Origin of the sequence: Lactiplantibacillus sp. 30.2.29 (genome assembly GCF_018991255.1) — a bacterium.
Lineage (GTDB): Bacteria > Bacillota > Bacilli > Lactobacillales > Lactobacillaceae > Lactiplantibacillus > Lactiplantibacillus pentosus.
This window is the reverse complement of the sequence record NZ_JAGYGU010000004.1, coordinates 36,922-53,493: the sequence shown is the minus strand read 5'-3', so window position 1 is coordinate 53,493 and position 16,572 is coordinate 36,922. Positions and strand designations below refer to the sequence as shown.

The window sequence follows — 16,572 nt, the reverse complement described above, 5'->3', positions numbered from 1 at the left end:
TGAATCTGTAAATAATCGCACACACGCAAAATTATAGGAGAGTGTATTAATCTTATGAAGATCAAAAACCTTGTATTATCATCAACAGCTGCTTTAGCCTTATTCGCTATTTCAACGACGGTTGCCAACGCTGATACTTATACTGTTAAGGCCGGCGATACTGTTTCAGAAATCGCTTTGGCACACAACACTTCAGTATCAGCCATCGAAAAGGCTAACAAGTTAGCAAACGTTAACTTAATCTTCGTTGGTGATAAGCTGGAAGTCAACGGTTCAACGACCACAACGACTACTGCTGCTACAAGTGCTGCACCACAATCTGCAACTAGCCAAGCTACTAGTTCTGCAGCCTCAACTGCAACTAGTGCTAGCGCAACCAGTGCTTCTTCACAATCAGTTGCTAGCCAAGCTTCAAGCTCAGCTGCTACTTCTGCTGCCAGCTCATCAGCTACTAGCTCTGCTGCTACTAGTTCAACTGCTAGTTCAGCCGCTACTTCAAGCGTTGCTACTAGTGCTGCTTCATCAGCAAGCTCAACTAGTTCTGCTGCAAGCCAAGCTTCAAGTGCCGCTTCAACGACTAGCCAAGCTGCCTCATCAAGCGCCAGCTCAACTTCAACGACTTCAAGCTACACTGGTAGCAACTTGAAGAGCTACGTCTTGAGCCAAATGCAATCACGGACTGGTGTTTCTGCATCAACTTGGAACACGATCATTACGCGTGAATCAGGCTGGAACACCACTGTTAAGAACAGTACTTCTGGTGCCTATGGTTTATTCCAAAACATGCACATCAGCAGTGGTTCTGTTGAAGACCAAGTCAATGCCGCCGTTTCTTTATACAACGCACAAGGCATGGCTGCTTGGGCTTTATAAGATAACTAAATCAAGCCATCAAAACGTGTCACGAACTATCGTGGCACGTTTTTTCTATGCCTAAATTTCGTAAAAAGGCGTATGCTTAATACCATAAAGGTGGTGTTGAAGACATGCGACAACTCAAAAGCGTCCTAATATTATGGGGTGGCATTCTAGCAAGTATGGGCATCGTCAGCTTGTTCCTGCGAATTTCGCCTTTCAACCAGTTGTCAGCGCTCCTCACCACTGGTCTACAAGAAAGCCTGTTATTAGGCATTGTCCTCCTGTTCAATGCCGCTTGGTTTCAGCAGCCACTGCACTATCGCAACGTCCCCATCAGCTGGACACAATTCAAACCCGTGCTACCAACGTTACTGGTGACCGCACTCATTGCTAGCCTAGCCTTGTTGTCCACGCGCCAGTGGTCGACCACCTTTGCCGCACTCAGCGTAGCCGTTCTGATCAGTTTATTCGAAGAAACTAGCTTTCGCGGCTTACTCTTTCAACTATGCCGATCAACCTGGGGTGTGCTTCCAGGCGCACTGCTCAGTAGCGTATTCTTTAGTCTGACCCACCTGCTTAATCTCAGTCATCAGACCTTAACTATAACGCTACTACAACTCGCCTTTACTTTCGTCCTTGGCTTATTACTGTGCCTCGTCACGGTCCAAACCAAGTCGTTATTCTGGGCAATTATCATCCATACGGCCAATGATTTTTTCAGTACGATGGCACCCAACGTTCAGCTACCGGGCATCACCACTACCGCCCAATTTCAAATTTTTGAAATCATCATTATTATCATCTTGATTGCTCCGTTATCTATCACGATTCGTGGCCAGGTTGATCATCCTCATCACTAATTCGGCCAACAAAAAGCCGACGTACCAAGTGATTTTTCAATCACCTGATACGTCGGCTTCTAATTATCTCAACCTAAGTCTCTGAGACAAATTGATGTTTTTCTAAGCGGTACGAGTGGTCGCACGCATCCGCCACGTCCGGTTCATGCGTCACAATAATCACGCATTTCTTCTGTTCGTGAGCTATTTTTTGGAATTGGTCGATCACATATTTCGTGTTCTCTTCATCCAAATTACCAGTCGGTTCATCCGCCACCACTAACTTTGCATCACACACCATCGTCCGTGCAATGGCGACCCGTTGCTGCTGTCCACCGGATAACCGTTGAACATTCTTCTTCATCTGGTCGTCACTAATGCCTAAGCGCCGCAACATCTTCATCGCGTAATCCTTGTCGCCACGGTGTTCCGAATTGGTAATCGCCATTGCCGTCATCAAGTTGTTCAACGGCGACATGTACGTCAACAGGTTGTAGGACTGAAAGACGATGGCCACCTTAGAACGCCGATAGTTGGTCAGGCCGATTTTATTGATGGGCTCGCCGTTCAGTTCAATCTGACCAGCGCGTGGTTTATCCAAACCAGCAAGCAGGGAGAGAAAGGTCGTCTTCCCTGAACCACTTTGGCCAACGATGGCATACGACGTGCCGGATTTAAATTCAAGATTTACGTGTTCAAATAGACTATTTTCTTGGCGGTCATACCAGTAACCAAGATCATTTACTTTTAACATTGCCGCCCCTCCTAATCAATTAAAACTTTCTTCGGCTGTAGTCGTAAAATGCCGCCTGAAGCTAACATAATCGACAGGAACATGATGGCGAGACCAAACCCACCAAGTTCAACCAGATCCATGATCGTGACGTTGATATCGAGGCCCGTGTCAGCCGCTGAACTAGCCGTGCTATTAGCACCACCGCCCATACGACCGCCACCGCTAGGCATGTTACCACTTGGTTTGCCACCACCCGTGTTGCCACTAGGTGCACCGCCGCCACCGCCAGGCTGACCTTGACTCGTCGAACTAGTTGACGTCGTAGCCGTAGTCGTTTGTTGTGAGACTAACTGATCGCCGAGTTTGTTACCGACGAACTTGCCACCGAAGCCAGCTAAGACGACGGAAACAATCAAGACCATCACCATTTCGATGAAGAATTGGCCGACAATCTTCCAGCGACTCTCACCTAATGACAGCAAGACACCGATTTCGTAGCGCCGTTCGCGAATCATCAGAATAACGATCAAAGCTAAGATAATCGTACCGGCAATCGCAACCAGCCAAACGATTTTATCCGCAAATGACTTCACGTTATTCATCGAACTCTTGACCGTCTGATAACTACTATCATCCGTTGCTAATGAATACTTCGACGTGTTGATAATCTTCTTACCAGCCGTCTTGACGCTGCTGACCTTCGCCGGGTTAGAGATTGAGAAGGTTACAGAATCTGCAGTATTCTTGTACTTCGAGCCTTTGACCGTGTTGGCAAAGGTGTATGACGTGTAGACCGTGTTGCTGACATCGGTGCTACCAGGCCCTTGTTGGGTGCTTGCACTTGAACAAGCCTTGTAGATCCCGACGATCTTCATCGTATACGTCTTCTTGTCACCAGTCGTCGCCTTGAGCTTGATCGTATCACCGACGCTCAGGCTGTCTTCCTTAGCCAATTCGCTTTCGATGACCACGTTATTGGTGCCTTCATCACTGGCCGTAATGCCACGACCCTTGGTGATTTTACTTGAGCTACTTTCAAACGTTGAGACACTGCTGGTATTCGTTACCCCAGTAATCGCGATATCGCCACTACTACTGCTACTCATACCACCCATGCCTTTCATGCCGCCACTACTGCTGGACGTTGAAATCGTATCAAAGCCCTTCGCATTGGCAGAAGTTGAAACCGTTGCATTATAACTGGCAACGTTGTTGAGTTTTGCGATCTTCTTGGCATCACTCAACTTAACGGGCGAGGTCGTCAGCTTCGGTCTGCTCGACTTACTAGTAGACGTGGAACTTCGCATCTTCTTGAATGCGGCCTCCCGGTTAGCAGACAATGTGACGGTCGCACCGACACTCTTCTTGGCATTGCTTGTCGCTGTATCAGCGGCATTCCTAATCAGTAGTCCCGCTAACACAAACAACATTATTGCAGTGGTCACGAGTACTAATAGAATTGAACGGCCCTTTTTCGCCGTTAAGTTAAGCCATGCGCGTTTAAAAAAATTCACGCTTAACCCTCCTTCAGATAAAGTATTAGTATGACAATTGCGTTCACAACTTTTAAAGTACACGTGAAATCCGACTAATTTGTGAACACGATGAGGTTATTTATAGGCTTGTAACCGAAATTTTTATATTCACCTGTACGGGGACTCTAAAGGAGTGGGTGTTCGTGATTGACGCGCTTAAAAACTGGTTCATCGGAGACTCTTTTTCAAGTGCGCATTTTAAATAAATCACGATTCAGAAATGAAAATTCTTGGCGGAGTAGCATACTAATTTATAACTTTTCAATCAAAAAAGTTTTGAAACGAATGGCGTTATTTGAGAATGGCAGTCTCAGGACTTGGGCCTAATCTTCCATCTTCAGACTTGCTCAAAAAAACGCCCCAAGAATGGCTGACCATTCTCAAAGCGTCGTACTTGATATGAGTTATCATCTATTTAAATTTGGAAGCCAGCAACCGAGTTAATGCGGACATTCAGCAAGATTATTGCGTCACACCAGTCGCTCACACCATAAGCCCAATGTCTATTCGGTCTGTGCTAACGACGATTGCTTACTTCCCAGGAACCGCACTCAACGTCCATGTCAACGTGCTCTCGTACTGACCGGGCACCGCGGCGGGATTGGTCTTGATGATCAAGCCGTGCTGGTCTGACCAGTCCTTGGTGACATTGTAATCTTCCCCAGCTTTCGTCTGCGTTTTGACCACCGTTTGGGTCGCATCCGTGACCGATTTGAGTTCTTTACCATCATTATAGTAGAGGTCACCTGCTAGTACTCGGCCCTGCGCCGTCACGAATTTGCTAGCGTGCACGTCAAGGCGCCAGCCAGTATTGCCGCCAGTCTCATCCGCGACAATGACTTCTAGATCCTTAGGCCGACTCGTTTGCGCCGCCCCAGTTAACCGCACGGCTTCAAACGTACTCGTCTTGCTGGAAGATTTAATTTTGAGCTCACCATTCAGGACTAGAATCGTCACCGCCACCGCATCTGAGGTCGCATTATCCTGGCTTTTGGCGCGCAGAATCAACTCATTTTCACCCTCGTTCAAGTCTTCGGGATCTAACTCTAACTCCACGTAACCAGGTGCGTCATCAGGGTCTAACAGATAGTCTTCCAGCCGTTCGCCGTTCAACTTCAGTTCAACTCGCATGCCGTCATTATCGAAGTCCAAGCCATCATCCAGCTTAACTTGGCCTTTGACGGTTGCGGGCGCCCCCTTTTTGACTGGCTGAACCGGGACTACCGACAAACTGACTGCTTTACCGGTCGTAATGGTGAAGTGTGGCGTGGCGGTCGCAATCTCCATCGCCGGGCCGACAAAGTAGCTGACATCATCCTGGACCTTCGTATCCTGATTGACGCGCTCGGCTTCCCCGCGCAGTGTGATGTACGCATGCCGATTCTCCTTGGACAAACTCTGACTCAGCATATGTTGCAGTCGGTCCTCAGATCGATCGTCATCCGGCAGCTCAATCGTTTCCTCATGCCCATCCTCATAACGGACCGTGGCCGACGAGAATTTCACGTATTCTGGCAGTGGAATATTGGCTTCCACCTTCTCCCAGCCATTGTCGCCACTCAAATAACTCAGCACATACTCGTATTCCAAGTCGTCGCCACCATGCACCCAACTGCCCTCATGAACGGGCAACTCTTGGCTCACGTTCGTCACGTTCAATTCAGACTCGATTTCGATCGGTTGTGGCAGTTGCTCAAAAGCCACCAGCGTTCGTGCGTTACTACTAGTCGAAGTGCTGGTCACACCCCAAGTCAGATTACGGACTTCCTTACCGAACACACTCGTATCGATTTTGACTAACCGCGGCGTATTATTGCCAAAGGTGTATGTCATGACCTTACTCTTCGCTGACCACGATAGCTGGAGGCGATACCACTGCCCATTATTCAACTTCAACTTTTCCTGTGCCGCTAAGTGATTTTGTTCAAACCGGTATGAACTGGTCAAACCACCACGCTGCGTATAGGTTTCCGGTGATGCGGGGTAATTAACTGCAACGTGGTTACCATGCATCTTTTCATCAAAGGAGTTCCCGCGTTGATATAAGCCTAAAAAGCCACCATCGTTATTTTTGGTGTCGATTTCAATTGCCCAGCTCTTTTGAATCGCCGTCTTGGCAATCGTTGATGAAGCCGTTTTACGACTATACGTATCCGTCCCGTAGACACCGAGGTTCTCGCCAATCACCCGTTTGGTCCCAAAGCGACTGATGGCAGCCGTCTTGCGTGGGTCATTTTGTAACACGAGGGCCAGCCCTTCCCCAGCACCCCGGTCACCAAAATTAACGAGCATCGTGATCTTATTATCAACGTTTAAATTAAACCGGTTAACGGGTGTCGACCAAATCGCACCCACTTGGTTATTATCATTATTCAATTCAAAGACGTTCGCCGTATGACCATCGCCCTGGTCAACAGCCAGCTTCGAAGCGGCGTTCTGCTCAAACTTGCCCACTTCAAATAACCCGTCTAAGTTCAATGCCGATTTAGGTAAAGAATCCAACTCATCCGCAGTGGCCGCAACCGTCGACCACCATAATCCCAATATCACGACTAACAGCCCGACCAACAATCCCCAACTCGTTAATTTTCTCACCTTGATACCGCTCCCTAAATTTTGCTGAAACTTGCCGTCTATTTATACGTCGTATCTTAGCAAAGTTTGTTAGTAATTGTCAATTTATTTTTATAGTTATAATAAGTATTTATTTATAAATAGACGCTGATAATCAGTAGTTATTCGGAGCAATTCAAAAAATAATAAAAACCACCCTCGCTCGCGCAATTGCGAATAAGGATGGTTAGTCTCACACTTAGACAGCTTCATTTTCTGGTGCACACGGGCAGTCACGGACATGGTCGTTGATGATACCGACTGCCTGCAAATAAGAATAAATTGTCGTCGGGCCAACGAATTTAAAGCCGCGTTGTTTCATTTGCTTAGAGATTTGGCGAGCCAAGTCATTCGTGGCGGGAACCTCATTAATTGAGGCCCACGCTTGCCGAATCGGTTGACCATCAACGAACGACCATAGCCAGGTTGCAAAGTCTGAGCCCGCGGGCCAATTGGCGATGACGCGTGCGTTGTTCAGTGTCGCCATCAGTTTTTGCCGGTGACGAATGATCCGTGCATCCTGCAGCAGTCGCTCCACATCCGCAGTCGTCATCTTAGCAACGGTCGCAATATCATAGTTAGCGAAGTCTTCATTGAAGGCCGCGCGTTTGTTCAAGACCGTTTGCCAGCTTAGGCCCGCCTGATACGTCTCTAGGCACAACAATTCAAACATCCGCCGCGGATCATGCTGGGGACGGCCCCACTCATTGTCATGATACGCTTGCATGACTGACGACGAATTCGCCCACGCACATCGTTCCATCTACCCATCTCCTCATTACAAAACAAAACAAAAATACAAAATACAAAATACAAAACGCCGCCCAACACAACGGTTGGACGGCGCCAGTTGGTTATACTTTATTATCGCATAACTTATCGATTTTAGTGACGGTTCCGCTTCGTTTGCTTTTCAGCATCGGATTCGTCTTCCATGCGATCGGTCAACGGGTAAGTTAACCGAATCAAACTTGGAATAATCGTTGGGATGGCGAATACCAGGATAATCAACCCAATGATAACGACCATCGCCACTTGAATCAATGTCAAGACACCGGATGGCATCAAGGCGGCAAATGTCCCACTCAGAATCAGGGCGGCGGATAAGACCACGGCACCGATTACGGCAGAAGCTCTGACGATTCGAGTGCTTGGTGTAGCAGCCGAATTATCAAATTCACGATATTTCATCATCAGGAAGATACTGTAGTCGACCCCAAGGGCAATCAACATGATGAACCCGAAGAATGGTGTGTTCCAAGTCAACATGTCTTGACCCATGAACCAACTACTCAACATCCGCGTGATACTTAAGGACATAATGTAAGCCAATAACAAGGTCCCTAAGATGTAGAACGGTTGTAATACGGAACGTGTGATGACCATCAAGGCAATCAGGATTCCGACTAACATGATCGCTGCCGTCCGAATAAAGTCACTAGAAGCAATTGATTGGGTATCGTTGGTTTCAGATGTTTGACCACCAATGGCAATCGTTGCACCGTCTAACGCAGTCCCCTTCAAGCTATTTTCAGCTTGTTTTTGAATTGCCGTTACCTTATTCATCGCTGACTTCGAACTTGGATTTTCATTCAAGACGATCGTCATCTTCGTGGCATGGTTATTACCAGACATGTAAGCCTTTAAAGCAGACTTGTAAGTCTTACCCTTCAAGGTACTCTTTGGCACGTAGTACGTCTTCGCAGCCGCAGAATCCTTCAACCCAGTCAAGTAACTATTAGCTGAGCCAACACCCTTGTTGATCGTCTTAGTCCCATCACTGGCAGTCTTCAAACCGTCTTGGAGGGTCTTCATCTGACCAACTAAGCTTTGAATGCTGGTGTACATCTGTTCGTTACCTGAGGCAACTTGGGAGGCACCGCTGTTAAGCTTGCTTACCCCACTGACTAAAGTAGGCACTTGCGAGTTCAAGCTTGATGTCCCACTAGCTAATTGAGAAGCACCACTGTTCAATGTTGAAGAATTTGAAACTAATTGATTAGTCCCAGAATCTAAGGCACTGATAGCACTGGTCAATGTAGGAATTTGTCCCTGTAAACTAGTCAAACCACTTGAAACTTGAGAAGCACCACTATTAACTTTGTTGGCGCCAGTAGCAGCGGTCGATACGCCATTGGTATACGTATTCAATTGAGAGGCTAGAGAGCTTGCCCCACTTTGGAGTTGAGTCAAACCACTTGAAATTTGTTGGGAACCATCTACTAATCCATTCGTTCCATTCAACCCAGATTGAATTTGTTGCATTCCGCTAATTGCAGACTGCAATTTAGCAATCACTTCCAGAGAACCATTATTGGCTTCAATGGATTTAGTAGCTAATTGGTTTAAGTCAGATAACTTGTCCAATTCGCTGCTTAATGACGAAAGTTCTTTCAAATCGTCAGATAAATCAGAGCTCGTTTCATTCATGGTCGTTAAGTCTTTTTGCAATTGCGTTGCACTCGTTTCAGTCGAACTAATGCTTGACGACATTGAAGAACTTGCACTTTTAACTTTTTGATTAATCTGTTCACCGGTGGCTTTCAAAGCAGCAGTCAATGCGGCAGTTTGTTGCGTCGTTAATGCTGTTCCACCATTTTTATTGACGGCAGCAACAATTGTCTGAATGTCGCTCTCGCTCAAACTAACAGAGCCAACTCCAGATGCCGAATTTTGCAAATTAGATAATGCATTTTGCAAATTAGTTGCGTCTGTCTTAACAGCCTCACCATTTTTAGAAAGCGTCGATGCAGTTGTCGTAATTCCACTAATATCTGGCACAGAAGTTGAACTAGCCGATGATAAGGATTCCATCGCTTCATTTAATGAAGTTAACCCTTTTTTCAATTCAGCCAACTTTTGTGTATTAGCAGTGCTAGTTGCACTTGAAACACTTGAGTTAACGCTGGTTTGCATCTTTTGAAGCCCTGCAGTTAATTGAGATGCACCTGATTGAAGTGACGAAACACCACTTGTCAGCGTTCCCGTTCCACTAGAAATCTTGGACTTATAACCATTCAGCGTATCCAGGCCAGAACTCAGAGAAGTCGTTCCTCCAAATACTGAACTAGCACCCGAAGCCAGCTGATTAACACCACTAGCCAACGTCCCAGTCTTACTATTCAACTGGTTCAAGCCGCTGTTAACCGTGTAAACACCATTGGTATAGGTAACCAACCCACTAGCAAGTGAACTTGACCCGCTTGCCAATTGACTAGCACCACTAGCTAAAGTCCCGGTCTTACCGTTTAAAGTGTTGAGACCTGATGAGACTTCATCCGCCCCATCCGCCAACTTCTTAGCTGACTTAGCGCTATCAGACATATTCGCGCTCTTCAGCTTACTGTTGGCGCTGTCCAAACCACTGCCAATCTTGGTTAGGCCTTTGCCGGCACTCTTCATACCGCTAGTGACCGTGCCTAATTGATCGTTGACGTACAATTGACTCACTTCTGAGCCACCTGGTTGGGTGACTGAAGCGACCGTTTTGACCCCTTTGACCTTTTGGAGCTGCTTAGTCAAACTGTCGATGAGCTTCAAATCTTTTTCATTATTTAAAGCATGGTCAGTCTTGATATACAGCGTTGATGGTTCGGCCGTCCCCTTGGAGAAGTGGTCCTGGACGACTTTGAAACCTTTCTTCGCTGGGATCGAATCGTTCAATTCGGCTAACGTATCATAGTTCAATTGATTGTTGTAAGTCAGGATGAATGGTAATGAGACTCCTAACACAACGACCAACGCGATGATTGGGTAGCGCACGGATGAAGCAGCGATACCGTGCCACATCTTACTCGTACTCCCACCCGCAAACTTCTTGGTCGGCCAGAACAACCGTGGTCCTAACAAAGCCATGAAAAATGGGTTCAAGGTCAACAAGACCAGCAGTAAGATTGCAACGGCAATCGCAACACCGACCGCTGACTTGTAGATTGAGAAGTTGGCAAGCCCTAGGGCACTAAACCCAATCAGTAGTGACGACCCACTGTAAAGGATCGTTCGTCCGGCAATCTTTAACGCGCGCCCAGTCGCGGCGACCGGACTATCGCCATGACTGAGTTCTTCTTTGAATTGATCGAACATTAAAATGTTGTAGTCGGTCCCAATCCCGAACAGCACCACGACCATGAAGACTTGGGTGAAGTTCGACAATGGAAAGTTAAATTTATCAACTAAGTTCATCACAACGCTCAGCGAAATGATGAATGAGACCCCGACTGACAACAGCGAAACTAATGGTGTAATCGGTGACCGGAAGACCAAGGTCAACACAATGAAGATGAAGATAACGGTAATAATTTCCGTTTTCTGGATCCCGGCTTCCGTCTCTTGAGTGAAGTCATCATTTAAGATGTCACTCCCTGTCACGTACGTCTTGACACCAGCGGTCTTGGCGCCGTCAGTAATATTCTTCGTCATATTCGCGACAGTTTGCTTTTTACCAACCATTAATTGTAACAATTCGGTTGATTTATCCTTCGAAATCAATTGCTTCTTAGCAGCGGCATTATCGCTGGCTGCCGTCATTGATTTCACGTGATACTTCGATTTCTGATCTTTGAAGTGTTTAATCGTCCCATCGATTGCCTGCTTCTGATCAGCGGTTAATGGTGAATCACCATTATTGAAGACCACGACCACTTGGCGCGTATTATTCTGATTGCGCCCCCAGTGATTTTGGATAACCTGTGCAACTTGACTCTTCGCACTACTTGGTAGCTTGGTCTGACCCTTGTCGCGGACCAGACTGCTGATATTTGGCAAGAAGATGATGGCCGCTACCATCACGACTAGCCAGATAATCGCTTGAATTGTAAAGCGTCTACGGCTCCCTTTCACTCTGTATCCCTTCCCTTAACTCAGATTCTTAAAACGACATCGTGACATTTAATCAACAATGTGTTTAAATAATAACAACATGTTAAATGAAAACCGTTGTAATTTCAACCAACAATTTTCATAAAATCGTCATTAAATAAACAAATAAACAGCGTACTGTTCAAATAATGGGGTGAACTTCAGTGGTAGGCACTAAAAACAACCGACGTTCGCAAATGACCGAACGTTTAATTCAAGATAGCTTAATCAATCTGCTCCAGCAGCAATCACTCGATGAGATTACGGTGACTGCGGTCTGTAAAGCAGCCGACATCAACCGGGGGACCTTCTATGCGCATTATGAAGATGTCAAAGATTGCATGAAGAAGATGGAACAAGACGCCACCGAGGAATTACTGGCGGTGATCGATGAACATCTCAATCCCGACTCACTACAAGCCATTCTGACGGGAATCTTCGAAGTCGTTAAAAAACGGCATGCCGTGACTTCCTTCATCTTAACGACTGACCAAGACTTCCTGATGAGCTTCATGGCAACTACCAAACGCGAAATCTTGGCGCACAACCAAGCCGAGATCGCCGGCATCGGTAACCGTGAAAAGGAATACATGTTTGAGTATTACATCAACGGCATCATCGGCGTTGTCCGTTACTGGCTAAAGACTGGTCTACATGAGACGCCGAAAGAACTCGCCCGGTTCATCAATGACTGGTGGTACCGGGGCAAGCCCATCAATAACCTCACGGAACACTAACTTCGACGGGGTCCACTGGCTCGCTAGTTAAGCAAACTAACTGATGTGTCACTATATTAAATTAATTATTGTTTCAATACCTTGATATTTATCTGACATATTTAAAGTAACATGGACCCCACCAATCTAAAAGCAATCTAACTTACAAATTTTAAAGCCATGATTAGCATACTAATCACCGCACCTGACCACCTTGACCGCCGTCAAGTGCACAAAAAAAAATCCCTAGCCATTTTTCAACAAAATGACTAGGGATTTTTCAGACTTCCTTTGGAGGGGTCTTCGGTTGATACATCCGACGTTTGATCTCATCCATTTCTTGATCCAGCTCAGTAATTAGCTGCGCCTTCTTCGTCAATGAGGCTCGTAAATCGGCCTGATGTGGGACGTTCTTTTTATAATTTAATTCATGTTCCAACGACGCCCAGAAGTTCATCGCAATCGTCCGGACTTGCAATTCGACCTCGACAATACTTGGGCCATCGACCGTATAGACGGGAACGCCCAGAATCAAATGCAAACTTTGATAGCCGTTTGCTTTCGGATGGTGGATATAATCCTTCACCCGTAAGACTTTAATATCTGCCTGGGTTGCCAACAAATCTTCGACCGTTTTCACATCGCTCAAGAAGCGCACAATCAGCCGAATACCGGCAATGTCATGTAAATTGTTAAAGACCGCGTTCAATGTCAGCGGCAAGTGTTTGCGTTGCATCTTGCCGACAATGCTTTCCGGCGACTTGATTCGGGACTGCTTGCTGTCAATCAAGGCATAGCCGTAACGCAGCTCATATTCACGACTAATATAATCTAACTTATCTAAAACGAGCTTCATCGCCACTTCATACCGTAACGAATAAGCTTTCAACTGATCAACAGCTTGCAAAAGTTCCGGGGGTGCTGGCAGAAGCTGGTCATTATCCGCACTTGCTTGGGATTTTGTTGTGCTCAATCAATATCGCTCCAATATAAGACTCTATTCTCTCTCGATCCTGCTTAGCGGATGGTCACAGTCCACTCACGCGCAATCTGGTCATAGGCAATCTGATAATCGTCTTCACCAACTTGGTAAGCCAATTGCCCATCTACGTCCTTAAAGTCACTCGGAATGAGGCCGTGCCCTTCCAATACGTTCAAGTGGCCAACGACCATTCGATCCGCTAAGAAATTTTCAAACCGCTGCCAAAAATTTTGGAAACTCGCAAAATCATGCACGTCAAAAATCTCATTACGTAACACTTCAGCATTAAATTCTGGCCGAATCCGTACACTTTTCAGCATCAATTGGGGCCTCCTTTATTCCGGTTAACCCACAAGGCACCGCCATTTCAGTGATGCTGTAACCAACCTTTTACGTGGGACTACTTCAATAATAAGACAATCGTAGCACCCAACGCAATGCTTGATTGATGCCATCCGCAATTCTTAAACACAACTTTAGGTCCGACTTAATTGATTTTACGTTTTGGATTCAAGAGGTTCATCGGGTCAAACAGCGCTTTGATCTGGTGCTGCAGCATATCCACGTCCTCGCCTAATTCGGCATTGTTCCACTGATTCTTCAACATGCCAACCGCATGTTCACCCGAAATCGTGCCACCAAGTGCTAAGGTCTTCTTGAACATTTCCTGTAACGCGATGACGACTTTTTCTGGGACCTGCTTCTCCGATGTTGGCCAAACGAGGGTCGGATGAACGTTACCATCACCCGCGTGGCCGGCCGTATAAATCTCAACGTCTAGGCGCTGGGCTAAGTTTTGAATATAGTCCATCAGCGGTGCCAATTGTGATAACGGCACTGCCATATCTTCCATAATATGGTTCTGACCCGCAAAAACGGCCGGCAGCATGTCGCGCCGTAACTGTTCGAGCTCGGCCTGCTGCTTAGGTTCAGTCGTAATCGTAACGTTGCTAGCGTGTTGTTCAGCCAATAATTTCTGGACGACAGCCATGCTAGCTTGGCCACCATTATCGAGTTTGAAAATCAACATCGCAGCACTATCCTTAGCATAATGCGTCTTCTCATAGCGGTCCAGTGCGGCCACCGTATTGCCGTCGAGCGCTTCTAGCATCGTCGGGTAAACCCCTGAGATGCGAATCGCCGTCACCGCTTTGGCCAGCGCCGTCATGTTGTCAAAGAAGGCCACGCCCATCACGGGAGTCCCTAATGGAATCGGTAGTAACTTGACCGTCACTTCCGTAATGATTCCCAGCGTCCCCTCTGAACCAATCATCAACTGGGTCAGATCATAGCCAAATGCTTGTTTGAGCGTCCGACCACCGAGCTTGATTTCACGACCGTCAGCCAGTACGACCTTTACACCTAACACATTATCCTTGGTAGCGCCGTACTTGACGGTACTCATACCACCCGCATTAGTCGCCACGTTACCGCCAATCCCAGAGATTGGTTTGGAACCTGGATCAGGTGCGTAAAACATGCCCTGTTTGCGCGCTTCTTGGTCTAAATCACCATTAATAACGCCAGGTTGTACGACCGCCACTGAATCGGCCTTACTGATTTCGATGATACGATTCATCTTGGCCGTTGACAGAATCACACTCCCAGTCAGACCATCGGCACCAATCACCGTACTAGTCGTCTGGTCTTGCGGAATCACGGGCAAATGATATTTGCGGGCGACGCGGAGCACACCTTGGATATCCTGCGTGGAATGGGCTTCCACATAGGCCAGTGCCAGCCCACTGTCGTCATCCGTTAACCGGGGACTAAAGGAATACTTCGTCAGTGTTGCCTGATCGGTGAACACTTGACCATCCGTCACTTGGGCGGTCAAATCCGCTAATACTTCTTCATCTGAAAACGCGCGAAAGACTGTCAAAATACAAGACCTCACTTTATTTATTTAAGCTCAATGTCAGTATAAGCCAAGAATCCGTTTTCGACATTAATACTGTCCGCAAGACGCTCGCCCGTCTATTCGCACAGTTTCCAATCCAATACTTTTACGTGGTATCTATTTTTTGAATTGCGTACACTCAAAATAAGTATTTTCCGGCGGCGTTTGAACCGGGTATGCTAGTGATTGTGAATCATTGCAAACGGGTCGTTAATACGGGGAATTAGCCTTAACGACCTTCATTAAGGGAGGATTTGAACATGCGGCATTCAGCATCTTCAAAATTACGGCCGGTGCTCATCACGGTCGGCATTATCATTGTCATCATCGCCATTGCACTGGGCGTTATTATTCGCCAGGCGCAGGCCCGCTACCAGTCGACCATCTACACGGGTAATAGTAATACCAAAGTCAATCCGACAAAGCCCCTCAGCATCCTGTTGCTCGGGGTCGATACCGGGGCGGACGGTCGCATCGACAAGGGCAATTCGGATACGATCATGGTCGTCACGATCAATCCAAAGACGAAAAAGACCGTCATTACGAGTATCCCTCGCGATACGCTCGCTGAGATGGTTGGTGACCAAGACACCAACGTGCAAAAACTCAACGCCGCTTATAATATTGGCGGCTCCAAAATGGCGAAAGCCAGTGTCAGCCAACTGCTCAACGTTCCCATCAACTACTACGCTACCATTAATATGGGTGGCCTCAAGCAAATCGTGAATGCGGTCGGTGGTGTGACGATTACCAGCCCCCTCAACGTCTCATTCGACCACGTGACCGTCACGAAGGGCAAGCACCATTTGAACGGGACCCAGGCCCTGGCCTATACGCGGATGCGTTACCAAGACCCGCGGGGTGACTATGGCCGACAGCTCCGCCAACAACAGGTCATGCGCGCCGTCCTAGCCAAGTTCGCGCAGACCAAGACTTATAGCCGTTATGATCAATTGCTTACGTCGCTCAAAGGCAACTTGCAAACAGACTTGAGCTTTGACGACTTGGTCGGCTTGGCCACCCACGACCGTGCGAACATGAAGCACATCCAATCCACACAAGTCGTCGGGTTGCCCGCCTGGATCAATACCAGTTCCTATCAGATTTTGACGACTAAGACGTTACAACAAACGTCAAATCGCTTACGGACCCAATTAGGACTGAACACGCAGACTCTCAGCAATATGGAGACCAAGTTAAATGCCGCTAACACAGTGTATGACGGGAAGACCAATCTCAACTACGATACGCAAGGGCTAGATAAGATTACCTATACTGACAATACAAAGTAACTCTGATTCCAAAGACGGATGGCAGCTCGAAGTCGTGTGCTTCGAACTGCCATCCGTTTTCTAGTGCAATCAGCTGTTAAAATTCTTCATTGAAATAAGACGTTAGAACTGGTTGTTAGAATCAGTTGGATTCCTGTTCGTCAGCCGATGCGCGCCCTATTCCGACCTCCGGGGCTGGCTGACAACGCTGGAACAGGGCGGACATCGATTTGAACTCACGCAGAAACCCACTGCGCAATTTCAA

The 16,572-nt window shown here is 47.0% G+C and carries 12 protein-coding genes; 4 read left to right on the top strand and 8 right to left on the bottom strand.

Annotated features, from left to right (window positions below):
• Positions 1 to 54 precede the first annotated feature (54 nt).
• Both KGF65_RS03475 and KGF65_RS03470 read left to right on the top strand, forming a co-directional pair.
• Positions 55 to 873 carry a LysM peptidoglycan-binding domain-containing protein gene (locus KGF65_RS03475; protein WP_216748115.1) on the top strand — a complete coding sequence of 273 codons (819 nt, stop codon included), beginning with the start codon at positions 55 to 57 and terminating at the stop codon, positions 871 to 873.
• Positions 874 to 986: 113 nt separating this feature from the next.
• On the top strand, positions 987 to 1,718 hold the full coding sequence (locus KGF65_RS03470) for a CPBP family intramembrane glutamic endopeptidase (protein ID WP_101872718.1): 732 nt from the start codon (positions 987 to 989) through the stop codon (positions 1,716 to 1,718).
• Positions 1,719 to 1,791: 73 nt separating this feature from the next.
• Here KGF65_RS03470 and KGF65_RS03465 read toward each other — a convergent pair whose 3' ends face one another.
• From KGF65_RS03465 to KGF65_RS03445, 5 genes are all read right to left on the bottom strand, one after another.
• Positions 1,792 to 2,451, bottom strand: coding sequence for an ABC transporter ATP-binding protein (locus KGF65_RS03465; protein WP_003637526.1), 660 nt, complete (start codon positions 2,449 to 2,451; stop codon positions 1,792 to 1,794).
• Between the two features lie 11 nt (positions 2,452 to 2,462).
• Positions 2,463 to 3,947, bottom strand: a complete 1,485-nt coding sequence (locus KGF65_RS03460) for an ABC transporter permease (protein ID WP_216748116.1) — start codon at positions 3,945 to 3,947, stop codon at positions 2,463 to 2,465.
• 552 nt (positions 3,948 to 4,499) lie between these two features.
• Entirely contained in the window at positions 4,500 to 6,563 is a 2,064-nt protein-coding gene (locus tag KGF65_RS03455) for a hypothetical protein (RefSeq protein WP_191982625.1), read from the bottom strand.
• A 217-nt stretch (positions 6,564 to 6,780) separates the two neighbouring features.
• Positions 6,781 to 7,344, bottom strand: a complete 564-nt coding sequence (locus KGF65_RS03450; protein WP_216748117.1) for a DNA-3-methyladenine glycosylase I — start codon at positions 7,342 to 7,344, stop codon at positions 6,781 to 6,783.
• Between the two features lie 122 nt (positions 7,345 to 7,466).
• Positions 7,467 to 11,420 (bottom strand): MMPL family transporter, encoded by a 3,954-nt coding sequence (locus KGF65_RS03445; protein ID WP_105923465.1) that lies wholly within the window; start codon positions 11,418 to 11,420, stop codon positions 7,467 to 7,469.
• 215 nt (positions 11,421 to 11,635) lie between these two features.
• Here KGF65_RS03445 and KGF65_RS03440 point away from each other — a divergent pair, with 215 nt between their 5' ends.
• On the top strand, positions 11,636 to 12,175 hold the full coding sequence (locus KGF65_RS03440) for a TetR/AcrR family transcriptional regulator (protein ID WP_152704808.1): 540 nt from the start codon (positions 11,636 to 11,638) through the stop codon (positions 12,173 to 12,175).
• Positions 12,176 to 12,434: 259 nt separating this feature from the next.
• On the opposite strand, the gene KGF65_RS03435 is transcribed toward KGF65_RS03440, so the two are convergent.
• The 3 genes from KGF65_RS03435 to KGF65_RS03425 form a co-directional block, all read right to left on the bottom strand.
• Entirely contained in the window at positions 12,435 to 13,127 is a 693-nt protein-coding gene (locus tag KGF65_RS03435; RefSeq protein ID WP_050337852.1) for a GTP pyrophosphokinase family protein, read from the bottom strand.
• A 44-nt stretch (positions 13,128 to 13,171) separates the two neighbouring features.
• Positions 13,172 to 13,456, bottom strand: coding sequence for a hypothetical protein (locus KGF65_RS03430; RefSeq protein WP_253954377.1), 285 nt, complete (start codon positions 13,454 to 13,456; stop codon positions 13,172 to 13,174).
• Between the two features lie 167 nt (positions 13,457 to 13,623).
• Positions 13,624 to 15,018: an FAD-binding oxidoreductase gene (locus KGF65_RS03425; protein ID WP_101872714.1), complete on the bottom strand. Its 1,395-nt coding sequence runs from the start codon at positions 15,016 to 15,018 to the stop codon at positions 13,624 to 13,626.
• Between the two features lie 278 nt (positions 15,019 to 15,296).
• Here KGF65_RS03425 and KGF65_RS03420 point away from each other — a divergent pair, with 278 nt between their 5' ends.
• Positions 15,297 to 16,328, top strand: coding sequence for an LCP family protein (locus KGF65_RS03420; protein ID WP_216748119.1), 1,032 nt, complete (start codon positions 15,297 to 15,299; stop codon positions 16,326 to 16,328).
• Positions 16,329 to 16,572: the final 244 nt, after the last annotated feature.

What these genes read in the sequence shown, in the direction of transcription:
- KGF65_RS03475 (WP_216748115.1), top strand. Translation starts at nt 55, where the DNA reads ATGAAGATCAAAAACCTTGTATTATCATCAACAGCTGCTTTAGCCTTA.
- KGF65_RS03470 (WP_101872718.1), top strand. Translation starts at nt 987, where the DNA reads ATGCGACAACTCAAAAGCGTCCTAATATTATGGGGTGGCATTCTAGCA.
- KGF65_RS03465 (WP_003637526.1), bottom strand. Translation starts at nt 2,451, where the DNA reads ATGTTAAAAGTAAATGATCTTGGTTACTGGTATGACCGCCAAGAAAAT.
- KGF65_RS03450 (WP_216748117.1), bottom strand. Translation starts at nt 7,344, where the DNA reads ATGGAACGATGTGCGTGGGCGAATTCGTCGTCAGTCATGCAAGCGTAT.
- KGF65_RS03440 (WP_152704808.1), top strand. Translation starts at nt 11,636, where the DNA reads ATGACCGAACGTTTAATTCAAGATAGCTTAATCAATCTGCTCCAGCAG.
- KGF65_RS03430 (WP_253954377.1), bottom strand. Translation starts at nt 13,456, where the DNA reads ATGCTGAAAAGTGTACGGATTCGGCCAGAATTTAATGCTGAAGTGTTA.
- KGF65_RS03420 (WP_216748119.1), top strand. Translation starts at nt 15,297, where the DNA reads ATGCGGCATTCAGCATCTTCAAAATTACGGCCGGTGCTCATCACGGTC.